This window comes from Trichocoleus sp. FACHB-6 (assembly GCF_014695815.1).
Taxonomy (GTDB): Bacteria; Cyanobacteriota; Cyanobacteriia; order Cyanobacteriales; family FACHB-T130; genus Funiculus; species Funiculus sociatus.
This window is the reverse complement of record NZ_JACJOY010000050.1, coordinates 105,868-125,489: the sequence shown is the minus strand read 5'-3', so window position 1 is coordinate 125,489 and position 19,622 is coordinate 105,868. Positions and strand designations below refer to the sequence as shown.

The 19,622-nt window shown below is 46.6% G+C and carries 16 protein-coding genes and 1 tRNA gene; 9 read left to right on the top strand and 8 right to left on the bottom strand.

Going from position 1 to position 19,622, the window contains the following annotated elements; genetic code table 11:
* Window positions 1–56: 56 nt before the first annotated feature.
* Together H6F66_RS09595 and H6F66_RS09590 are read left to right on the top strand one after the other, a co-directional pair.
* Window positions 57–797, top strand: a complete 741-nt coding sequence (locus tag H6F66_RS09595; protein ID WP_190420570.1) for an SDR family oxidoreductase — start codon at window positions 57–59, stop codon at window positions 795–797.
* A gap of 110 nt (window positions 798–907) precedes the next feature.
* Window positions 908–1,237, top strand: a complete 330-nt coding sequence (locus tag H6F66_RS09590) for an SDR family NAD(P)-dependent oxidoreductase (protein WP_190420568.1) — start codon at window positions 908–910, stop codon at window positions 1,235–1,237.
* A gap of 66 nt (window positions 1,238–1,303) precedes the next feature.
* Here H6F66_RS09590 and H6F66_RS09585 read toward each other — a convergent pair whose 3' ends face one another.
* The 4 genes from H6F66_RS09585 to H6F66_RS09570 form a co-directional block, all read right to left on the bottom strand.
* Window positions 1,304–2,497 carry a glycosyltransferase gene (locus tag H6F66_RS09585; RefSeq protein WP_190420566.1) on the bottom strand — a complete coding sequence of 398 codons (1,194 nt, stop codon included), beginning with the start codon at window positions 2,495–2,497 and terminating at the stop codon, window positions 1,304–1,306.
* Window positions 2,498–2,805: 308 nt separating this feature from the next.
* On the bottom strand, window positions 2,806–5,010 hold the full coding sequence (locus H6F66_RS09580) for a pentapeptide repeat-containing protein (RefSeq protein ID WP_190420564.1): 2,205 nt from the start codon (window positions 5,008–5,010) through the stop codon (window positions 2,806–2,808).
* A 249-nt stretch (window positions 5,011–5,259) separates the two neighbouring features.
* Complete coding sequence (locus tag H6F66_RS09575) at window positions 5,260–5,607, bottom strand: hypothetical protein (protein ID WP_190420563.1); 348 nt, start codon at window positions 5,605–5,607, stop codon at window positions 5,260–5,262.
* A gap of 68 nt (window positions 5,608–5,675) precedes the next feature.
* Window positions 5,676–5,855: a hypothetical protein gene (locus tag H6F66_RS09570; protein ID WP_190420561.1), complete on the bottom strand. Its 180-nt coding sequence runs from the start codon at window positions 5,853–5,855 to the stop codon at window positions 5,676–5,678.
* A 66-nt stretch (window positions 5,856–5,921) separates the two neighbouring features.
* On the opposite strand from H6F66_RS09570, the gene H6F66_RS09565 reads away from it, so the two are divergent.
* Window positions 5,922–6,362, top strand: a complete 441-nt coding sequence (locus H6F66_RS09565; protein ID WP_206755778.1) for a hypothetical protein — start codon at window positions 5,922–5,924, stop codon at window positions 6,360–6,362.
* Between the two features lie 72 nt (window positions 6,363–6,434).
* Here H6F66_RS09565 and H6F66_RS09560 read toward each other — a convergent pair whose 3' ends face one another.
* The 3 genes from H6F66_RS09560 to H6F66_RS09550 all read right to left on the bottom strand — a co-directional run bounded on the left by H6F66_RS09560 (window position 6,435) and on the right by H6F66_RS09550 (window position 8,666).
* Window positions 6,435–6,815 carry a DUF2614 family zinc ribbon-containing protein gene (locus H6F66_RS09560; protein WP_190420559.1) on the bottom strand — a complete coding sequence of 127 codons (381 nt, stop codon included), beginning with the start codon at window positions 6,813–6,815 and terminating at the stop codon, window positions 6,435–6,437.
* Window positions 6,816–7,080: 265 nt separating this feature from the next.
* Window positions 7,081–8,103: a mechanosensitive ion channel family protein gene (locus H6F66_RS09555; protein ID WP_190420557.1), complete on the bottom strand. Its 1,023-nt coding sequence runs from the start codon at window positions 8,101–8,103 to the stop codon at window positions 7,081–7,083.
* Between the two features lie 41 nt (window positions 8,104–8,144).
* Entirely contained in the window at window positions 8,145–8,666 is a 522-nt protein-coding gene (locus tag H6F66_RS09550; protein ID WP_190420555.1) for a hypothetical protein, read from the bottom strand.
* A gap of 1,108 nt (window positions 8,667–9,774) precedes the next feature.
* Between H6F66_RS09550 and H6F66_RS09545 the strand changes: the two genes are divergently transcribed.
* The 6 genes from H6F66_RS09545 to H6F66_RS09520 all read left to right on the top strand — a co-directional run bounded on the left by H6F66_RS09545 (window position 9,775) and on the right by H6F66_RS09520 (window position 17,498).
* Complete coding sequence (locus H6F66_RS09545; RefSeq protein ID WP_190420553.1) at window positions 9,775–11,043, top strand: hypothetical protein; 1,269 nt, start codon at window positions 9,775–9,777, stop codon at window positions 11,041–11,043.
* Between the two features lie 140 nt (window positions 11,044–11,183).
* Window positions 11,184–12,101 (top strand): histone deacetylase, encoded by a 918-nt coding sequence (locus tag H6F66_RS09540; RefSeq protein WP_190420551.1) that lies wholly within the window; start codon window positions 11,184–11,186, stop codon window positions 12,099–12,101.
* 108 nt (window positions 12,102–12,209) lie between these two features.
* The gene (gene gshA, locus H6F66_RS09535) at window positions 12,210–13,349 is read left to right on the top strand and encodes a glutamate--cysteine ligase (protein ID WP_190420549.1); all 1,140 of its coding nucleotides are present in this window, start codon (window positions 12,210–12,212) and stop codon (window positions 13,347–13,349) included.
* A gap of 293 nt (window positions 13,350–13,642) precedes the next feature.
* On the top strand, window positions 13,643–14,107 hold the full coding sequence (locus H6F66_RS09530) for a tRNA (cytidine(34)-2'-O)-methyltransferase (protein ID WP_190420547.1): 465 nt from the start codon (window positions 13,643–13,645) through the stop codon (window positions 14,105–14,107).
* Window positions 14,108–14,842: 735 nt separating this feature from the next.
* Window positions 14,843–17,335, top strand: a complete 2,493-nt coding sequence (locus H6F66_RS29280; protein ID WP_190420545.1) for a peptidoglycan DD-metalloendopeptidase family protein — start codon at window positions 14,843–14,845, stop codon at window positions 17,333–17,335.
* Window positions 17,336–17,426: 91 nt separating this feature from the next.
* Window positions 17,427–17,498: transfer RNA gene (locus tag H6F66_RS09520), tRNA-Met, on the top strand.
* Window positions 17,499–17,527: 29 nt separating this feature from the next.
* On the opposite strand, the gene H6F66_RS09515 is transcribed toward H6F66_RS09520, so the two are convergent.
* A complete protein-coding gene (locus tag H6F66_RS09515; protein ID WP_190420543.1) occupies window positions 17,528–19,582 on the bottom strand; it encodes an amylo-alpha-1,6-glucosidase in 2,055 nt (684 codons plus the stop codon).
* Window positions 19,583–19,622 lie beyond the last annotated feature (40 nt).

Here is a 19,622-nt window from a genome sequence, read left to right as displayed (position 1 = left end):
TGTACGGATAAGTTTAGGCACTGGTATTTGAGTTAATAAATTAAGGGAGTGAACAAATGCAAATTGAAGGTGCAGTTGCGCTGGTGACAGGTGCAAATCGGGGAATTGGCAGGCAGTTTGTTGAGGCATTACAAACAGCGGGGGCAGCAAAAATTTATGCCTGTGCGCGTAAAGCTGATTCAGTTGCAGAGATAGTCTCTACTGACCCGGAACGGATTATTCCCATCCAACTCGACATCACCGATGATAAATCCGTCAACGATGCTGCTGCCAATTGCGGCGATGTCACTCTGTTAATCAACAATGCTGGTATAGGGTTTGATGCAGGTTTGATCGCTGCGCCGGATTTGTCTGACGCCAAAACTGAGATGGAAGTTAATTATTTCGGCACGCTGAAAATGTGCCGCGCTTTTGCTCCCATCCTCAAAAACAATGGCGGCGGAGCGATCGCTAATATATTATCCTCGCTGGCTTTAGTAAATCTTCCTGCCCGTGGAAGCTACAGCGCCTCAAAGGCGGCTGCATTGTCGATGACGCAGGGAGTACGGGCTGAATTGGTGGCGCAGGGAACTCTAGTTGTCGCAGTGATGCCAGGAACGGTTGACACCGATTTCAGCAAAGACTATGACAGACCGAAGACACCCCCGGCTGAAGTGGCTCAGGCGGCCTTGCAGGCAGTCATTGATGGGGTGGAGGATGTCTATCCTGGGGAGGAAGCGACATATACGATTGCTCAACTGAGTAGCGATCGCAAGGCTGTCGAAAAGCAGCTTGCCCAATTTCTCCCCAATTTATAAGTCCTCAGTAGAGTGAGCAATATTTGCGTAGAAATATTTCAGCTCGAATCAATAGTTACAGGATTTAAAAAGTGGGCAATACCTACCTTTTTGTATGTGAGTAATAAATAATGAATGACACAATTTTAGTAACTGGTGCCACCGGAACCGTTGGCAGTCAAGTCGTCAAAAAGCTGGCAGAAATTGGCGCAAATGTTCGGGCTGCTTTACGTTCAACCAGCAAAGCAGAAAAGTTAAGTGGAGTAGAAGTTGTAGAGTTTGACCTGAACAAGCCAGAAACAGTTCAATCCGCCTTTACAGGAATTGATAAACTTTTCTTGGCAACGCCGCTAGTTGCCAACATGGTAGAACTGGACGCTACAAGTTTAGAAGCTGCCAAAAAAGCAGGAGTAAAACAACCTGATTTCGGGTTAATTAGTTGGCATTGCCTATTTTGCTAACCCATGAGGCATTAGCTGGTTGGAACGAGAAAAAATAATTATTTATTTTTTCCTTTTGCCTTTTAATTACCCAACCTTAAAACCCATTTCCAGCAGTCCTTGGCGTAGCCTGTTTGCTTCTTCTGGGTTGTGTTGCTGGTGCAACGAGATCGCTTGGCGAAATGCCTCTACACTCTCGATTACATTACCAATTTTCAGCAGCGCTACTCCCAGATTTTGGTAGGCTTCTGCATATTCTGGATGGAGTTTTGTGGCGTGCTGGTAAGATGCGATCGCATCCCGCAATCTTCCCATCGCCTTCAAACTCATCCCTAAATTGTAGTAACCTAAAGCCAATTTAGAATCGATTTTCAAAACAGTTTGGTAAGCTTTTTCAGCGTTGGCAAAATCCCCCGCAGCCATCAACAAATTACCCAAATTGTTATAAGCACCGAGTTTCAACTTTGGCAAAATTGGCTGTTTAATTGCCGTTTGATAATGTTTTGCCGCCTGAGTAGGGTTGTCAAGACGGGTGTAAGCATTGCCTAGATGGTAGTGTAACTCGTACAAAACAGAAGCATCAATATCAGTTGATTTCAAACCTTGTTCTAGAAGTTCAATTCCCTTACTCGTTTCGCCAGTTTGGACGTATAGCGCCCCCAGTTTGCTGCAATCGTAAGGATCGTTAGGATGAGTTGCCAAAAAGCCTTCCATTGCCGCTTGCGCTCTGGCATATTTATTTAAAGATGCGATCGCTTCCGGTTGATAGCCATAGTGCAAAATCGCCACATCTGGCAAAGTGACAATCTGCCAATTTGGTTCTCGTTGCAACAATTCGCTAACGCTATCATCGACCATTGCATGATAAGGACGGGAAAAGCGCATATCTGGGTGATTGCGAAATAGACGCGAAACTAGAGAATAAGGGGATTGCGACGCGCCGACTTCTTGGCGGATAAGATTGATAACGAGGTAGCGATCGCTTTCAATTGTCTGCTTTATCTGCGGTACAATTTCCGGAGTCAGCACCTCATCCGCATCCAAAACCAAAACCCAATCACCCTGCACATATTTCAGCGCCTCATTCCGCGCCGCCGCGAAATCATTACACCATTCAAAATAGTAAACTTTCGCCCCGAAACTTTTGGCAATTTCCACTGTTTTGTCAGTAGAACCAGTGTCTAAGACTACAATTTCATCTACCAAATCTTTAACACTACTGAGGCATCTAAGTAATGATGCCTCTTCATTTTTCACAATTATGCAGAAACTTAGCTTCATTTTGTACCGTTAACTAACTTAAGCGTTTTTGCTACTTGGGTAAATAACCGGAGTTTCATACCCTTTCGCTTGTTGTTAATGACTAATAGACTTCTTGGATTCATGTCCCTGGAAATAAATTTCCGGCTTAAAGTTTAAACCCCTTTTAACGGGTTGAAATATTTACCCAGGAATCGTGACGATGACTTTAGTTATAAATGCAAGAAGTCTAATGACTGTAGCAGCATTGCGGTAGAAAATTTATCGCAGTCACCAAAAGATCCAAGGCGCAATGGTGTGCTTTGTACCGCTTCCGCTAACGCCGCTACTTACTCACACCTCGGATGCAGCCCACCTTGATCGCAGATAAAGCGAATTTGTTTAGTTTCTAAATTCTTAACTTTGGAAAAATCAACGCCCTTGACACGAGCCGATGACGCTGCTGGCGGTAATTCTTGAATAAATTGATCTGGCTGGCGCGGTTTTGCATCGGCAAAAGTTGCCCCTTGAAAATCTGCCCCTTCTAAATTCGCGCCGCGCAAATCGGCGGCGCTGAGGTTGGCGTTGCGAAACTTGGCATTTTGCAGCTGAGCCTCGCTTAAATTTGCTCTCGTCAATTTAGTTGAGCTGAGGTCGGCATTTTGGAGATTTGCATTACGCAATTGAGCCTCTGTCATATCTGCTCCTTGCCAGTTTGATTGAGTAAGTAGGGCAAAATCGAACTTAGTACCGACGGCTCTCACCTTTCCCAGACGCGCACCAGAGAGATTTGACTTGGTAAGGTTAGCATCACCTAAATCTGCTCCTGTCAGGCTGGCATTTTCTAACACGGCTTGACGCAAATCTGCTTCTATCAGCTTGGCGCTGCTGAGGTTTGCTCCCACCAGTTGAGCATTAGATAAATTTGCGCGGTTTAGGGTGGCGCGGATCAGGTTGGTGCGATTCAGGGGGACTTGGCTTAAAAAAGCGTCCGTTAAGTTAGCTTCTTTCAAGTCAGCACCGCTTAAGTCGGCAATCCAATCATCAAATGTGCCAAGTCGCCCGTCTTCACCAGCACCGAAGAAGCGGCTACCGCGTAAACTGGCACCTGTGAGGTTTGCCCCTTTGAACTGTATCCTCGATAAATCAGTTTTGTCCAGAACTAGGGTGAATGGGGCAGGTTCTGTGGTTACTTTATCGAGGTTGGTGCGGCTGAGGTCAGTATTCTGGATTTGAGTAGTATAGATGCTGAGAATTTTCGCGATCGCTCTTTTGGTTGCTCCCAGTCGTCTTGCAATTAACTGTCGTTCTTCTAATGCACTACCGCGCAGCAGCGCTTCGTCTTTTTGCAAGGCCAGATTCAAGCGTTGCAAGTATGGTAAAGCTTTCGGCCCCACGCTCACCAAAGCTTGCTGAGTCGTGTCAATCAACCTCGGAGCAACTTCCTGACCGAGTAAATCTACTAAGAAAGGAACAGCACGGGAATCCTCAAGCCTTGCCAGCGCTAAAATTGCACTGCGTCGTTCCTCTATTTGGTAGGGGTAACTTTGGCTCAACTGATTCACCAGCGCCAAAAACACCTTGTTATTCTGTTGTTTAGCGTCGCGCCAGTTTGCCTGATTTTGAATATATATCTGAGTGCCAACAAAGGTTCCCAGGATAGCAATCATGGTGGAGACGGCGGCAATCAGCAGCATCGTGCCGGGGTGCTGGCGCATCCAGTACCACAGATGTAGCTTGCGCCCTCTGGAACCTGAAGATAAAACGATGGTGGTGACTTTTTCGTGACGTTGGTCGTCTGCCTCACTCCAACTACTTTGCACCTCCAGCGTGACTGGCTTTTTGGATCGCAGAGGTATTCCCCGGTCAGCTTCTGGGTAGGGTGTAAAAGTCGCGCTATCGATAACAAAGGTTCCGGCGATTCTGTCGTGCAGGGTGCGGCGTTCTGGATCAAAAAGTGCGATCGCATTCTCCCCCAACCACATCAACGCCGCCAACCCCAGCAAAATGCCTAAATCGGGAAAAGCGCCGCTGTAGCGCCAGATTAGATAAGCCGTCGTAAAGGGTAATCCCCACCTACCTAAGCCTTCCCGCCACACGGCGCGGATTAATCCCGGCGGGTCGCCCGACTCCGTTACCACTTGTACGCCTAAAGACCGCTTGGGGGAAGTTTGACCCTTTTTCCCCAATAAGTACAGTTGCCGCCCTACCACGAGGACAGGAGCCGCCAATGCCGCGCACCACAACAAATTTGTGAGTGGGGGAACTTGCTGGTTTGTATCTCGGCGGGGAACCGCTAAAGTTTGAGCGATCGCATCCTTGGTATTCGCCAGCACTGGGTTTAGGGGAACAGTTTCCGTAGCGGTGCAAGGCCACGTTCCGGTACACGACTTGGCTACAAGCCCGATGCTGTAAGGAACTAAGGCACTAGCAACAACCAGAGAAATTTCCACGATGCTAGCAGCGCCACGTCGTAGACCTAGTGGCAATTGGTGCAGCTGTATTCGCCACGCTGGGCTTTTCCGATTCGAGGCTTTTTTTACTTGGGTAGCCATGCAAGCATTCCACAACGGCGCTGACTAAAGACTAGAGACGGTGAAGCGTAGCGTCTCTAGTCTAAGAGGATGTCCCAGAAGTGTCAAAAGTTAGTTTGATCCCCCCCAGCCCCCGCGAAGAGAGCGCCGCTGCGCTAGAGAAAAGGGGGGGAGAATCAAGTCTTAGTTCCCTCTTTTTAAGGGGGATGCAAGGGGGATCTCCACCCTCTAAGCCTCTCGATTATGACTTTTGAGACATCCTCTAAGGGTTTATTCTGCGGACTTGGGGGCAATGAAAAATTTGTACACCAAGTACACTATCCCTGCCAATATTCCCAGACTGATCAAGGATGCAGTCAGGTACAAAACGCTTCTGAGGATGGCAAAACCAACTACAGCCGCTACTGCGATCGCCAATATTTTACCAACACCAGGCAGCCCGTTAAACCAGTTAGTGACTCTGTTCAACAGAGATTTGACTGTAGGATATTCCTTAGTCGTGATCTGGATAGGTTGTCCCGCCTCGGTTTCCACGGTTGGCGAGGATGGTACTTGCTCGATTTCGGCTTCTAGTTGTTGAATTTTACGCTCTAAGTCTTGATTTTCTTGAGGATTCATCTTTGGTTTTTATACTCGCTTACAAAACAGGCACATTGGCACTTAGCTATGCCTTTATGTTTGCGATCTTAACCAAGGTTTGTTTCCAAAACACTAGGACTAAAAAAAATAACAGTTTCTTTGGATTGGGAATTGGGAATTGGGAATTGAAAAAGAATCCTGCCCAGTCCCCAGTCCCCAGTCCCCAGCACCCAGTCCCCAGTCCCCAGCCCCAGACAGTGACACTTGAGAAATAGGAACATATCCATAACACATTTAGCTTCTAATGTAGGAAGCTGATAGTATAAATGCCCTTAAAAAGGCAAGGGGATGACATGATGAAGACACTTTCTCAGTTGATGGTTGTTCCCGCGACCTTGGCTTTGATTTTGGCGGGTGCTGGTGTGGCTCGTAGTGATGCCCCAGTGATAGAAATTACGCCGAAATTGCAGCGCGATCCGCTTCAGATGAGCGGTACATCTGGCGGGCAAAAAAACAGCAATTGCGGTTATATTTCCCAGACACCGAATCAAGTGGTTAGGGTAACGGCAGACAAAATCGACTATTTGCGCCTGGGCGTACAAAGCACCACTGGTGAGCCTACGTTGCTGATTGATGGACCAGGAGGACGCTTCTGCGTGTTGGCAGATAAAGCTTCTGGAGACAATCCAGAAATTTCCGGAGTTTGGCTGCGCGGTAATTACTCGGTCTATGTAGGCGATCGCACTGGCGGCAAGCATCCTTATACCTTATATATCACGCAACAAAACAAGTAAATAGCTCATGGCAAAAGTTAATGGCTAATGGCTAATTGTTCAAGAGCCATTAGCCATTAACTTTTGGCTTTTTCAGTCTTCTAGCTGTTTAGCTAATACCTCAACCGCTTCGACATCAATAGTTCCGGGAGGTGTCAAGCGGTTAAAATGTCCCTGTTCTATCTTGAGTGGTTCGTTGCAGTTGGGGCATCGACACTCAGTTCGATTCAAAGCGCGGAATTCATAGTTACAGACGGGACACTCGTCACCAACTAAGTTGCGCTGCAACCACCAGCGAAAACCGAGGAAGGCGATCGCAGGCGTGATGAGGATTAACCCAATCAGAATCATAAACGACTTAACTAACCAGCCCAGCCCAATCGACCCCAGCAACCAAATAATCAGCAGAAGGGTAAGCCAAGAGCCGACGCCAGAAAGCTTGAACTGAAAGGTATTGGTGCTGTTCTGGTTCACGGCAGTCTCCAATGAAAGCTTGCGTTGTATGGAATAGTTCCATCGTAGTTCAGATTCAATTGTCTCTGTTAACACAAGCCAGTGCAATAAGTGATCGCCGCCTGATGTCAGTTCGGTAGGATGCGATCGCGTTGTTTAATTACGCCTATAGCAGTTCTAAACCAGTTGTGAAAAATTTTTTCGTTTTTAGCGCTCTCGTCAGGAGAGCGACTGGCTCTCCTGATAGTCCCACACTTTACAAATGAAAGAGGATTGCTATATCTAATTATTCTCCGTTCCTCATATAAATTTCTCTACTAGGGAATGGAATTGTTATTTCTTCTTGCTGGTAGCGGCGATGTAATCTTTTAATAAATTTATGTTTAGCAACTCGCTGATCCAAAAATTCATTTACCCTGAGAAATACCGTAAAGTTTATACTATGATCTCCAAAGTTTTGATAAAGTAAAAATGGCTCAAATCCAGTAATATCTGGCGCAATTTCTTGCATAACCTCCTTAGCCACCTCGATGGTTACTTTTTCAATGTGTTCCAAGTCGCTATCGTAACTGACACCTACCGGAACGTTCAAAGTAATTTCTTTGGCTGGCAAATGATAGTTAGTAAAAATAGCCGAAGCCAGCTTGCTGTTTGGTACAATAACTACATTGTTAGGCAGTTCTTTAATAACTGTATTTCGCCAAGTGATATCTACTATATAACCTTCTTGCCCGGTTTCAATTTTTACATAATCGCCAGTCCTCACTTGTCCGGAAATAATCAGATATAAACCTGAAAACAAATTTGACAGAGTATCCTGAAACGCCAAAGCTACAGCTAAACCACCGATTCCTAAAGTAGCCAGAATTGGTGTAATAGAAATATTTAGAGTTTGCAGTATCGTCAATATCCCGAAAACAAAAACGATAATCCTCGCTAAATTAGAAAGTAATGATGCTGAAATTCCTTGGATTCTTTGAGCTAATAAATTAACAAAGCCAGCCGCAAGTCTAGCTAAGACTATCGTCACTGAATAAAGAAATAGGACAGTCAGAAACTTTTGTAGGATATCAGAAATTTTGTCGGAAATAATGCCATTTAGCTGAAGGCTAATAACCGCACCATAAAATCCGGCAATAATAAACCAGATTTTAGTTATGCCCCGCAGGGAATAAAAAAATAGATCGTTTCCTGGCAATCGAGTTTTAGCGGCAAATCTTTTCAGATTGTCGAGGAAAAATTTCTCAAAAATCCCCCCAGAGATTAATCCGACTAAAATTAATCCTAGGGGGACAATCCATTGCATCATTTTGAGTAAATCCTAATTAATTAAAAAACGCGATCGCATCTCTACAAGGTTAAGATATTTGCCTTAAGTTGGTTAAGATTTTCTGGGCTTAGAGTAACTTTCACTTCTACCTGCTGTTGAGTATCGCGTAAGGTAAGGATTTGGTTTTCACCAGCAGCAGTAACTTGCATCTGGGGATTTTTCAATTCCATCTTTTGATAGATGATTTCTGGTATTCCAACCCTAATCACAAGTTCTTTTTGGGATTGTGGATAGATATAGATTTGCTGACGCTGGTTATCTAATTCGAGTTTTCGAGGTGTGGTACTGCGTTCTCTATCTTCATCGGCTTTGTGCCAATAGAGAGTGATACCGCGAATTTCAGGTGTTTTTAGCTGAAATACTTCGTCAAAGCGTTGGGTTTCCCAATCCAGTTCGATGACATCGCCGCTTTGGGGAATAATTCGCTGTCTCCAAGCAATTTTTTTATCCGCGAGGCTTGCCCACCATTCACGGATGGTAGCAAAGTTATTAGCATTGTCGGGGTTGTTGCTGCCTTGTTGCCAGACGATTTTTGGTTGCATAACTGCTTACTGATTTCTCTTCTCTTTATTACAGTTTAAACCGAAGGTTCCCGTCCCGAACTCACTCGCAAAGAATTTGTAACTCACGTTTGGTAAATTAAGGAATATTAATTTAAACAGGATAATATTATGCAACTAGACATTCGTAAATCGAGAGTTTAAGAATATCATTGCATGGCAAAAGAAAAACTATATTCTGCTGATACAATTGCTGATTATTAGGTTTTAGATGTAAAGAATCCCTAATTACGCGGGTTTCGGCCAAGTGCTATCAAAATGGTTAACGAGATGTTACTGGGGGAAGATGCCAGTATTTCGCCGCTGATGTTTTCTTTTTGTAATATGGGTATCGCGTCGTACCATCAATATTTTAGTTCTAGCGATCGCATCCTCTGACTAAGTTTGGGTAAGCGCGATCACTTATTCCTTGATTCGCCCAGCCTAAAATTGGGTAAATGCCGTGGTGGTAATGCTAAGCAGGATTTAGCGATCGCTTATAAGATGATTTCGGCGTTTGTTTGGCGGTTCCCGCCGTCGGGTTGCAAGTACCCGACCAGAAGCGATTAAAACGAACCGCAGAGGAAAGAGAGAATATCCCAATGGAAGCACAATATGCAGAGGTGTACTGGGGGCGAGGAAATAAGCGATAGGATGCTGGGGTTCTAGGTGCGATTGCTTAAACAAACTTTATTGTGCCAAACCACCTCCAACCTCGCTAAGAAATCTTAGCGCACCCATCCCCCCAGATCAACTGAAAAATATTGCTCAATACACTTTCAATTCTGATAATATGCCACAAGCGGCTAAAGAAAGATTAGAAAAAGCGACAGGTCAAAAAAAATGGCTTCAGCGTCTATTACCTTTTTTAGGAGAATCTTTGTAGAGACGTTGTCTACAGCGTCTCTACACAAACAAAACCTACTCACGCAGGTTTCATCAGACGCTATATATTAATTCTAAGTCCGCGCAGGCGGACGAAAGTTTGTATAGCCGCGATTTCAATCGCCAGGTATTTTGGCATATGTATACTCTCCCGATGAACTTGTTATTTCTTCCCAAACTGGATCTATTTGTTTACCACCTCAGAAACGGGTTGGGAGACAATCCTATGCAAATAGAAGAAAATCAGCAAGCCTTCTGGAATAACTTCCCCCCACAGTTACAAGGAATACTCGCCTCTGCTGAGGAGGCAATTTTTACCGATCCAGATTACCTGGAATTACTAACTCTTGCAGGGGAAACTGAAGCTTTTTATACTTTTAGCGATCGCGTCGATGGATATCCCGTTAAAGGCTTTTATTATCCGGTGCGCTTCAGCGATAATTACGGGCTTTTGTTTAATTCTCAAATCGACGATCGAGATTATCTACAATCGTTTAAATGCTTCCCAACTCTTAGAAAGCTCGCAGCTGATAAACAAGGTAATATTGGCAAAACCTGGATAATTTCTGGGGTTTTACCTCGTAACTCTGACACGCCTCTAGAAATCCTTGCCCAGGAAGCTTACCAAGCAGCGATGTTTGGGAAATGGCAAAAAGTAAAAAAGGGAAATTTTCTAGGTGCAACAGTTTTTGAAATCTGGCAACCTCCCCATAGTTGGGACATAGAAGAAAATCACCACGCTATTATTATATTCTATCCAGATGTAGCGGCTGAAAGTGAAGCGGCTAAATATTACGAAGACTGGATGAAGCTATTCTCCTATCGTAATAAAATAATTTGGGCTTATTGTGAGTCGCAAAAACTAAGACAGGGGCTGCAAAATAGCTTTGTCCATATTTTTCAAGCTGGAGAAATACTCAAACAGATACCCTTGAAAAAATTGCAAGTTATTTTAGGAGAAAATATAAAAATTTTGTCTCAGTATGCTTCAGACTTAAACCATCTAGAAATTCAGTTGCATACAATTGAGACAAACCAGAAGAACTACCAAGAGCATTTAGACCATATAATTCAGAAAGCCAGTAAATATGGTGAAACAGATTTGCTTTTTCTAGAAAATTTTAACAAAACAGTAAAGCAAAAATACCAACTTCAAATCCAACAAGATATTGACAGCTTCAGCCCAGCATTGAGAGTGTTAGAAGACGTAATTAACACAATTAGAGGCATAGTAGAGATAGAACAGGCAAAACGCGATCGCAACCTAGAAAATATCGTCGCCGCTACTGGTGTCGGCGTAGGAGTAGCCTCAGTCGCCGCCTCAGCTGCCTCAGCCCTAATCAAAGATATAACTCAACCTTACCCCAACCAAATAAACAACCAACAAAACATAGCTTTACCCTTAGCTAATCTAATAATTGTTATGTTGTTCAGCATTGGATTAGGCTGCCTAATTAGCGGTTATACGTGGAAACTCTTGCGTTATCGCCGCTGATCCGATTTTGGATTGGGAATTGGGAATTGGATAAGAATCTTGCCTAGTCCCCAGTCCCCAGTCCCCAGTCCCCAGTCCCCAGTCCCCAGTCCCCAGTCCCTAGTCCCCATCTTTCTTCGCGGTTCAAACTCTTAAACTCAATGGACTTGCCGATAGTCTACCACCCCGATTACGTCGCACCACTCCCAGAAGGGCATCGCTTCCCCATGCCCAAATTCAGCAAACTCTACCAAATGCTTTTAGCTGATGGCGTAGCCATACAAGAGCAAATATACATACCCGAACACCCACCCCAAGAGTGGATAGAATTAGTCCACACCCCGGAATATGTCCAAGCATACTGCCAAGGCACCTTAGATGCCAAAGCACAAAGGCGAATTGGCTTGCCGTGGAGTCCTGCACTCGCAAATCGTACCTGCATTGCCGTAGGCGGCACAATTCTCACAGCCAAACTAGCACTAACTCACGGTTTAGCTTGCAACACTGCTGGTGGAACTCATCACGCCTTTCCCAGTTACGGATCGGGTTTCTGTATTTTTAACGATTTAGCCATATCCGCCCGCGTCTTACAACAGCTGGGACTTATCCGTAAAATCCTCATCCTAGATTTAGACGTGCATCAAGGCGATGGTACAGCATATATCTTCCAAAATGACAACAGTGTTTTCACCTTCTCAATGCACTGCGAAGTCAACTTTCCCGGCACCAAACAACAAAGCGATCTTGACGTTCCCCTGCCAGTCGGGATGGAAGACGACGCTTACCTGCAAACTTTGGCAAAATATATACCAGATTTGCTATCAGATGTCAAGCCAAATTTAGTATTGTATGATGCAGGTGTTGACCCTCATGCAGGCGATCGCTTAGGCAAACTTGCCCTCACCGATACAGGGATTTTCCGCCGCGAGATGCAAGTTTTGAGTACCTGTGTTGCTGCTGGTTTTCCAGTCGCTTGCGTAATTGGCGGCGGTTATGCCGACGATCTTGATTCCCTAGTTTACCGCCACTCCCTGCTACACCGAGCCGCCAGCAATGTCTATCGCCAGTATAGGCTGTGATGCCAAACTAGAAGCAGAGGATTTGTTTCGTCTTCTTCGATACACTTTTGAACGGTGAGTGCAACCGTATCCCTAACTAATTACTCAAACTATCGCTGAGGAAAAATCGTGGTTCTATCAAAAGGCTTCGAGATTGAAATGTATACTGGCACCCCCAATGGTGACATTGTGGGTTTATCCGACCGGATTGTGGCAGACCTAGATGGATTCGTGCGGGAGCCAGATAGCCGCAACGTGGAATATACCACAGAACCGCTTTATTGTTACGACGAATTATTATGTGCCTTGGTGCGGCCTCGGCGGCAACTACGAGATTATTTAAAACGCCAGGGAGATTACACACTGATTCCGGGGAGTACGCTGTCATTGGGAGGAAGCGAAGTTTTCCGGCGTTCTGACCCCGACAACCCTTACCACGACTATATTGAAAACACCTACGGCACCAAGGTAGTTACAGCCAGCGTTCATATCAACATCGGCATCAGCGATCCAGAATTACTGATGCGGGCAATTCGCCTCATCCGCACAGAAGCACCCCTGTACCTTGCTCTCAGCGCCTCCTCCCCGTTTCTCGATGGGTTAGCCACTGGTTATCACTCGACTCGCTGGGGACTCTTCCCAAAAACTCCCGCCCACGTCCCCTTATTTGAAAGCCACGCCCACTTTATCCAGTGGACAGAAGATCAGCTAAAAGCTGGGACGATGCAAAATGTCCGCCACCTCTGGTCATCTGTGCGACCAAATGGTAACGAGCGCCCCCACGACCTCAACAGGCTCGAATTGAGGATCTGTGACTTAATTGCCGATCCGATTGCGTTGCTGGCTGTCACAGCCTTGTTAGAAGCTCGACTTTTGCAGATGATTGATAATCCCAGCCTTGACCCGTTGCAAATGAGCCAATTGTCCTCAGAAGACTTGATTGCCCTCACGGATGCCAACGAAGATGCTGCTGCCCGTCACAGTTTAGATGCCGAACTGCGGCATTGGCAAGACGGTAGACCGATTTTGGCACGAGATTGGATTAAAGAAATTTATCAAGAAGTTTGGTACATGGCTAAACAAATGGGCTTTAGTTGCTTCCTCTCACCCCTACAAAAAATTCTTCGTGAAGGAAATGCTGCTGAGCAGTGGTTAAATTTACAAGAGCAAGGTCTAGATACTCACAGCGTGATGGTCGCCGCCATTCAAGGTTTGGCTGACCAAGAACAAGAACTAGAAGATAAATTGTGCCAGGGTTTAGTCGTCTGAAGTATTTGAGGGATTGGGGACTGGGGGCTGGTGACTGGGGGTTGGGCAAGATTTTTATCCAATTCCCAATTCTCAATCCCTAATCCCTTGATCCTGAGCTACCCTTCCTTGCTTTTTCTTGGCTTTTTGCTGGATAATTTTTCGGCGGCGGAGATTTTTGTTGAGATCAGAATATTTAATCTATTTGAAATTCGGAGGTCATATAAAAAATATGTATATATCACTTTGTCATTAAGCACATTTTGAATTGCCAGCATACAGTTGGTGTTTGAGTCAGAGAGTTCTTTCATCTCATGCCCTTTGTTGTCCTCGTTCATCCGCAAATTCCGCCCAATACTGGCAATATAGCCCGTACCTGCGCCGCCACAGGAACCGAATTGCATTTAGTAGGGCCGCTGGGTTTTGAAATCAGCGATCGCTACCTAAAACGTGCCGGATTAGATTACTGGCCTTATGTAAATCTGCACTACCACCAGCATTTAGAAGACTTTCGTGCTTTCCAAGAGAACCACGGTGGGCGCTTGATTGGCTTTAGCGTTTCTGGAAGTTGTAGTTATATTAAGTTCCAGTTTCAGACTGATGACTGGTTATTATTTGGCAGTGAAACTACTGGGCTGCCCCCAGAAGTTCTTGCCCTTTGTAGTGCCACCGTCTATATTCCTATGGCACAGCCCCACGTTCGCAGCTTAAATCTGTCTGTAAGTGCGGCAGTTGGTCTATTTGAAGCCCGTCGCCAACTAGGGATTCTAGAAGGATGAAAAATGTCTGTAATCTTTAGTCACTGGTCATTAGCTGATGACCAGCGACTAATCACTAATCACCAACGACTCTTTTCTTTCACGCAGATTTTATTTACAATTCTTCAGTTATGCAGGCTACAAAATGGGTATGGCTTTGATAAGAAATTTCTATTAGTAATAGGAGCTACGAAGGACAGATGATGATAGCTTTTATTCATGCAATAGCTGGGAGTGTACAGTTGCCCAAAACCCCGTGCCTCAACCTATAGAAAGATTTTTGGGGCTGCCGGGTCAGTGCAATCTACGCCATTAGTTTGAGCGATCTACATAATTTCACGGTTGTTGTATTGGGCAAAATAAGCTTAAAGTTTCATCTGGTAATAAACCAACAGCAGGATGCCAAGAACTAAAGTGTTCTGCAAGTATTCCGGAGCAAAGCAAGTCTAGCAAGTATGTTCCAATATCATCGACGCCAGAGTAATGAACAGACCTATAGCTTGCCAGCTCTTGACAAAAGGCTCATGGTTGACGCAATGATTAAATCTTCAGCCGAAGAGGTCAAGCCTGAGCTGTTCATGACTGAATTATGTTCCCAGTCGTGTAAACTTGTCTAAATCAAAAAATCAGGGTAATCTTGCCTAAGTATCATTACTGGCAGTGATTTAGATCACTTTTCGATGTGATTTGTCCTATTGACTGGTAAAAAATCATTCAGGGACAGTTAAGCGCTCGTCATAAGTTAGGAGGTCGTGTTTGAAACGCCCATTCACGCACAAGATTAAATCGATTCCTTCCTCTTCCTGTGCATCTGACAAGGATGCGAACGCATTGCTGTCCGCAGGAACGCAACCGGACTCAGATGCAGGTTCTTTGAAGCCAACTTCTCAAGAGGTCAACCGCCGCGCTCGCACATCTGCCGCCATGATTGGATTGGCAATCTCGATGGGAGCCTCCAGCCTCTTGTTGCCGCAAAAAGGCGACGAAGCAATGGCAGCAGACCCGGTTGCCGTAGAGCCAAGTTCGACAAATGCTACCGTAGCCGCGGAAAGTGCTGCTGTTTCCACCTTTGGAGAAGCAGAAACTTCCTCAGTCGCACCAGAGCCTTCTTCAGTAGAGCGGGAAGCTCAAGCAGTTGCGCCAGCACCAAAGGTAGAACCGGAAGCTCAAGCAGTTGCGCCAGCACCAAAGGTAGAGCCGGAAGCTCAAGCAGAATCGAAAAATGCCCCGCGCGTGATTGAACACAAAGTGCAGCAGGGGCAGACGATTTGGCAGTTGTCAAAAAACTACCAGGTAGAACCTGCTGCGATCGCCACTTCCAACGAGATAAAATCCAGCTCTGTCCTCCCAGCTGGAGAAGTGGTAAAAATTCCGTCAGTGAACGGCATCGTTCACGAAATAAAGCCAGGCGATACTGTAGAAAAGCTATCTGAGTCTTATGGGGTTCCTTCTTCCCAGGTGCAGCAATCAGCTGGGGTAGTCAACGCGGGAACGCTTCGGGTCGGTGAATCAGTTACGATTCCCGGCAATGTAAATGAGCTACTTAAAGCAAGACAAGACGCGGCAATGAACCGCTTGAAAGAGCAGCAAAGCCGCTTAAAGAGCAGTCTGTCCGAGTGGAAGTCTCAGGAGTTAAATAGTGAATCTGCTGGGCAGCCAGAAGTCACTGAACAAGCTCAAACAATTAATCTTCAATCCGCTGAAGTAGAAGTAGCGGATACCCAGGTGCCAAATTCGGTGGTAGCGCCGCTACCTTCTTTGAGTGTCCCGAATCGGGTGATTAACCACATCCCCGCGAGCCAAACACAAGAGGCGATAGAAACACCAACGTTACCACTGCCTGGGGTAAATGAAACCCAGCGTGACCCAGTACCGAATTTAGCAATTAACCAACCCCTGGCAGTCCAACCCCTGCCAGTTCAGACTGCAATAGCAGCACCAACACCGATAGCTGTTGTTGAGGCAGATGGAACCCCAGCAAAGCTTTACCAGGTAAGACCAGGAGATACGCTTGATGCGATCGCTCGCACTCACGGCATTTCTAGATCAGAACTGATCCGGGCAAATCAGTTAGACAACCCGAACGTGATTCGGGTCAATCAACCGCTGAAAATCCCGCAAGCCCAGAGTGTGACAGTGATTCCAGGTCTTACACCAGTACCTGGACAATCTGTAGAGACAAAAGACTTCGCCTCTGAGTCTGCTACAGCCAGTCTTTCTGTTCCCACTTTGCCTACCTCGGTGCCAGTCGTACCAACACAGATACGAGCGCAAGGTGAGGCTTACCAACCCGTCGTTAAACCAGTGCTAGTTGCTAGTAATCCCTTACCCAGCACCACACTGATTGCTGACAACGATGTGAGTCAGTCTTCTAGCGAACAAATCGAACAAGAGGACTCCGACTACAGCCCGCAGATTGAAAAACTCCGGGGGGAAATTGTCAAGCTACGTCAACAGTATCGCGCTCAGCAGAACGGTGGCGCGGGCAACTCAAACGCTCCCGTAGCTAACATCGCTGTGCCGACTGCTCCTGTCACCGTAAAGGTTGCTCCTCCAGCCGCTAATCCGGTGAAGCCTTCTCAATACAACGCTCCAATCAATCCGGAGTATAGTCCCAATCGGTACAACGAAGCCGTACAAGCAGAAATGCAAAGACGGCAACAGCAGCGATCGCAGGCTCCAATCCAAATCAAGGTGCCTGCACCCGCCAATCCACGGACTACTAGAAGACAGCAGCCAGTGGTAGCAGCGGCACCATCAGGAGCAGACACCTATAATCCGACACTTCAAACCCCCTTCGGTCAGCAGGTTTCTCCCGAATTACCGCCTCTACCAGGGCCAAATCCCTACCTGCCAGAAAACCCACAATTCACTGGATACATCTGGCCTTCAAAGGGTGTCTTGACCTCCGGCTATGGTCGCCGCTGGGGACGGATGCACAAGGGGATTGACATCGCTGCTCCGGTTGGCACACCTATTTTTGCTGCTGCTCCTGGGGTCGTGGTTTATGCACGCTGGAACTCTGGTGGCTACGGAAACTTGGTTGACATTCAGCACCCTGATGGCAGCCTGACTCGCTATGCCCACAACAACCGCCTTCTGGTGCGAGAAGGGCAACAGGTTGATCAAGGTCAGCAAATTTCGGAAATGGGCAGCACCGGACACAGTACAGGCCCTCACCTCCACTTTGAGGTGCATTCCTCTGGACGGGGAGCTGTCAACCCGATGGCATTTCTACCTAAAAAGTAAAAATTACTTTTTACTTTTCAAGGAAAAAGGCAAAAGAAAAAATCTTTTGCCTTTTTTTTTATGCTATACTTGCAAAGGTGTAGAAAAGCACGGCTCAGTAGCTCAGTGGCAGAGCTAGGGACTCATAAGCCCTCGGTCGTTGGTTCAAATCCAACCTGAGCCATTACTAAAGACGGAAGGATAAAAGCTGAATTATTCTCCTTTCCCTTGTCTGCCTAAGTCTTGATAGTGGCGGATGAGTTCGGCAACTGACCAAGCTTGGGCGATCGCACCCTGAGCGGCATAAGGCGGATCGCCATCAAAAATTTCGGAAATAGAACCCAAACAAGCTTGTTGCTGAAAGTGTTCCAGCATGGGTTGGCAATCAAAGGGAACGGGTTCGGAATCGTAGAAACGGCTCCAAGCTCGGATAAAGGGGCCAATCAGCCAACTCCAAACTGTGCCTTGATGATAAGCGCGATCGCGATAGTGGGAATTGCCAGCATAAGTACCCACATATTCCGGATCGTCCCTTTCGAGGCTGCGAAGACCATAGGGTGTTAAAAGCCTACGCGAGGCTACTTTTAACACCGAACGTCCTTGAGCGGCAGGAAACCCGCAATGATAAAGGGAGAGAGCTAAAACCGCATTTGGGCGAATCTTGGGGTCAGGCACATCATCCGGCGCAATCCTATCGTAGAAGTATCCCCGCCCTGGATTCCAGAACTTTTGCAGCGATGCTTTCACCTGTTGCGCCTGTCGGGTATAGCGATCGCGCTGATTACTCAGCCACCTGCTATTAGCACCCGGTTCGCTTAAGAGCTGTTGCGCCCAACGGCTAGCCCAACACAAAGCAGAGTACCACAGAGCATTTATTTCTACAGGTTTGCCACAACGAGGCGTTACCGGCTGACCATCAATCACCGCATCCATCCACGTAAGCGCCACGCCTGGAAAATCCCAAGTCACTAGCCCATCCGCCGCATCAATGCGGATATTGTAATCGGTGCCAGCCATAAAACCTTTGTAAATCTGCCGCACCACGGGATACTGTTGCGCTAAGAATTCCCAATCCTGCGTTGCTTCCAGGTAAAGTCCTAGCGTTTCAATCCACCAAAGCGCAGCATCAATGCTGTTGTAAAATGGCTGCGCCCCAGCATCCGGAAACGCATTCGGAATCAAACCATTGCGACAAGAGCGCCCAAAAGTTTCCAGCAGTCCCTTCGCCACAGCGTAGCGCCCAGTTGCTAAAGCCAATCCGGGTAGAGCAATCAGCGTATCGCGTCCCCAGTCATTAAACCAGTGGTAGCCAGCAATCACTGTAGGGCCAGCAATAGATGCACGGTAAACGATAAACTGGTCGCCTGCTCGTAACAGTTGCTGAAAAATTGGAGATTGTCCTTTGTCGGTTGGGGTTGGCAGGTTGGAAGATTCTAACAACGTTTCAACTTGACAACTTGGCCACTGATACAATCGTTGTTCCTGTGTCTGCACCGCCTGCTGAAAGTCTAGCGGACTGAGGTCTGGTTGGTCGGGGTGGGGCAATCCGACTTTTGCTTCTAGGGCGATCGCGTCTCCCGGTTGCAGCCGCACCGTCAAGTATCCGGGGCTATAGAGGTCTTCCGTGTCGGCTAAACCGCGCTGCTTCTCCTCTGGATAGTAATAATGCCAGTACCAAACCCCTTCCTGTTTATAGTCTCCCGCACTCCAGCGCAGATGCCAGGGTGTGCCAGTCCAATCTGGACGCATTGCTTGCAAGCAGATTTGCTGTTGCCCCACCAATTGGGAAAAGTGTAATTCGGATGCGGCTGATTGCTGGTGGTGAAAGTTGCGATCGCCTATGACGGGTCGCAGCCTCAGCGTCGCCGCAGTGTCGCCTTCATAGCGATACTGAATCAAAATCCGGTTGCCAGATTCTTCCTCCTTTATCCTTCCATAGGGCATCACCAGCTGCCTGACTAGCTGCCAGTTGCTTTCACTCCAAACCCAGGTGGGAATTGGCTCAATCTCAAAAGAACGCAGCAACTGATACCCCAAAGGGTCAACTTTGCCACCCGTCCAGAAATTTGTTGAAAGTGCAAAAATCTGCCCTGCTACTTCCAAACTGGCATCCAGGTGAGATAGTAATAAAGTCCTCTGACTCGGCGGATCGAGGGCAGCAATCAACCAACCGTGATAAGTTCGAGTCCGGGCATCACAGACCGTACTGCTGGCAAAACTCCCTAACCCGTTGGAAAGCAGCCACTCTCGCGTATCCAAATTATCCATTCCTACTCAAACTCGTTATGAGTATGATATATTCGTAACA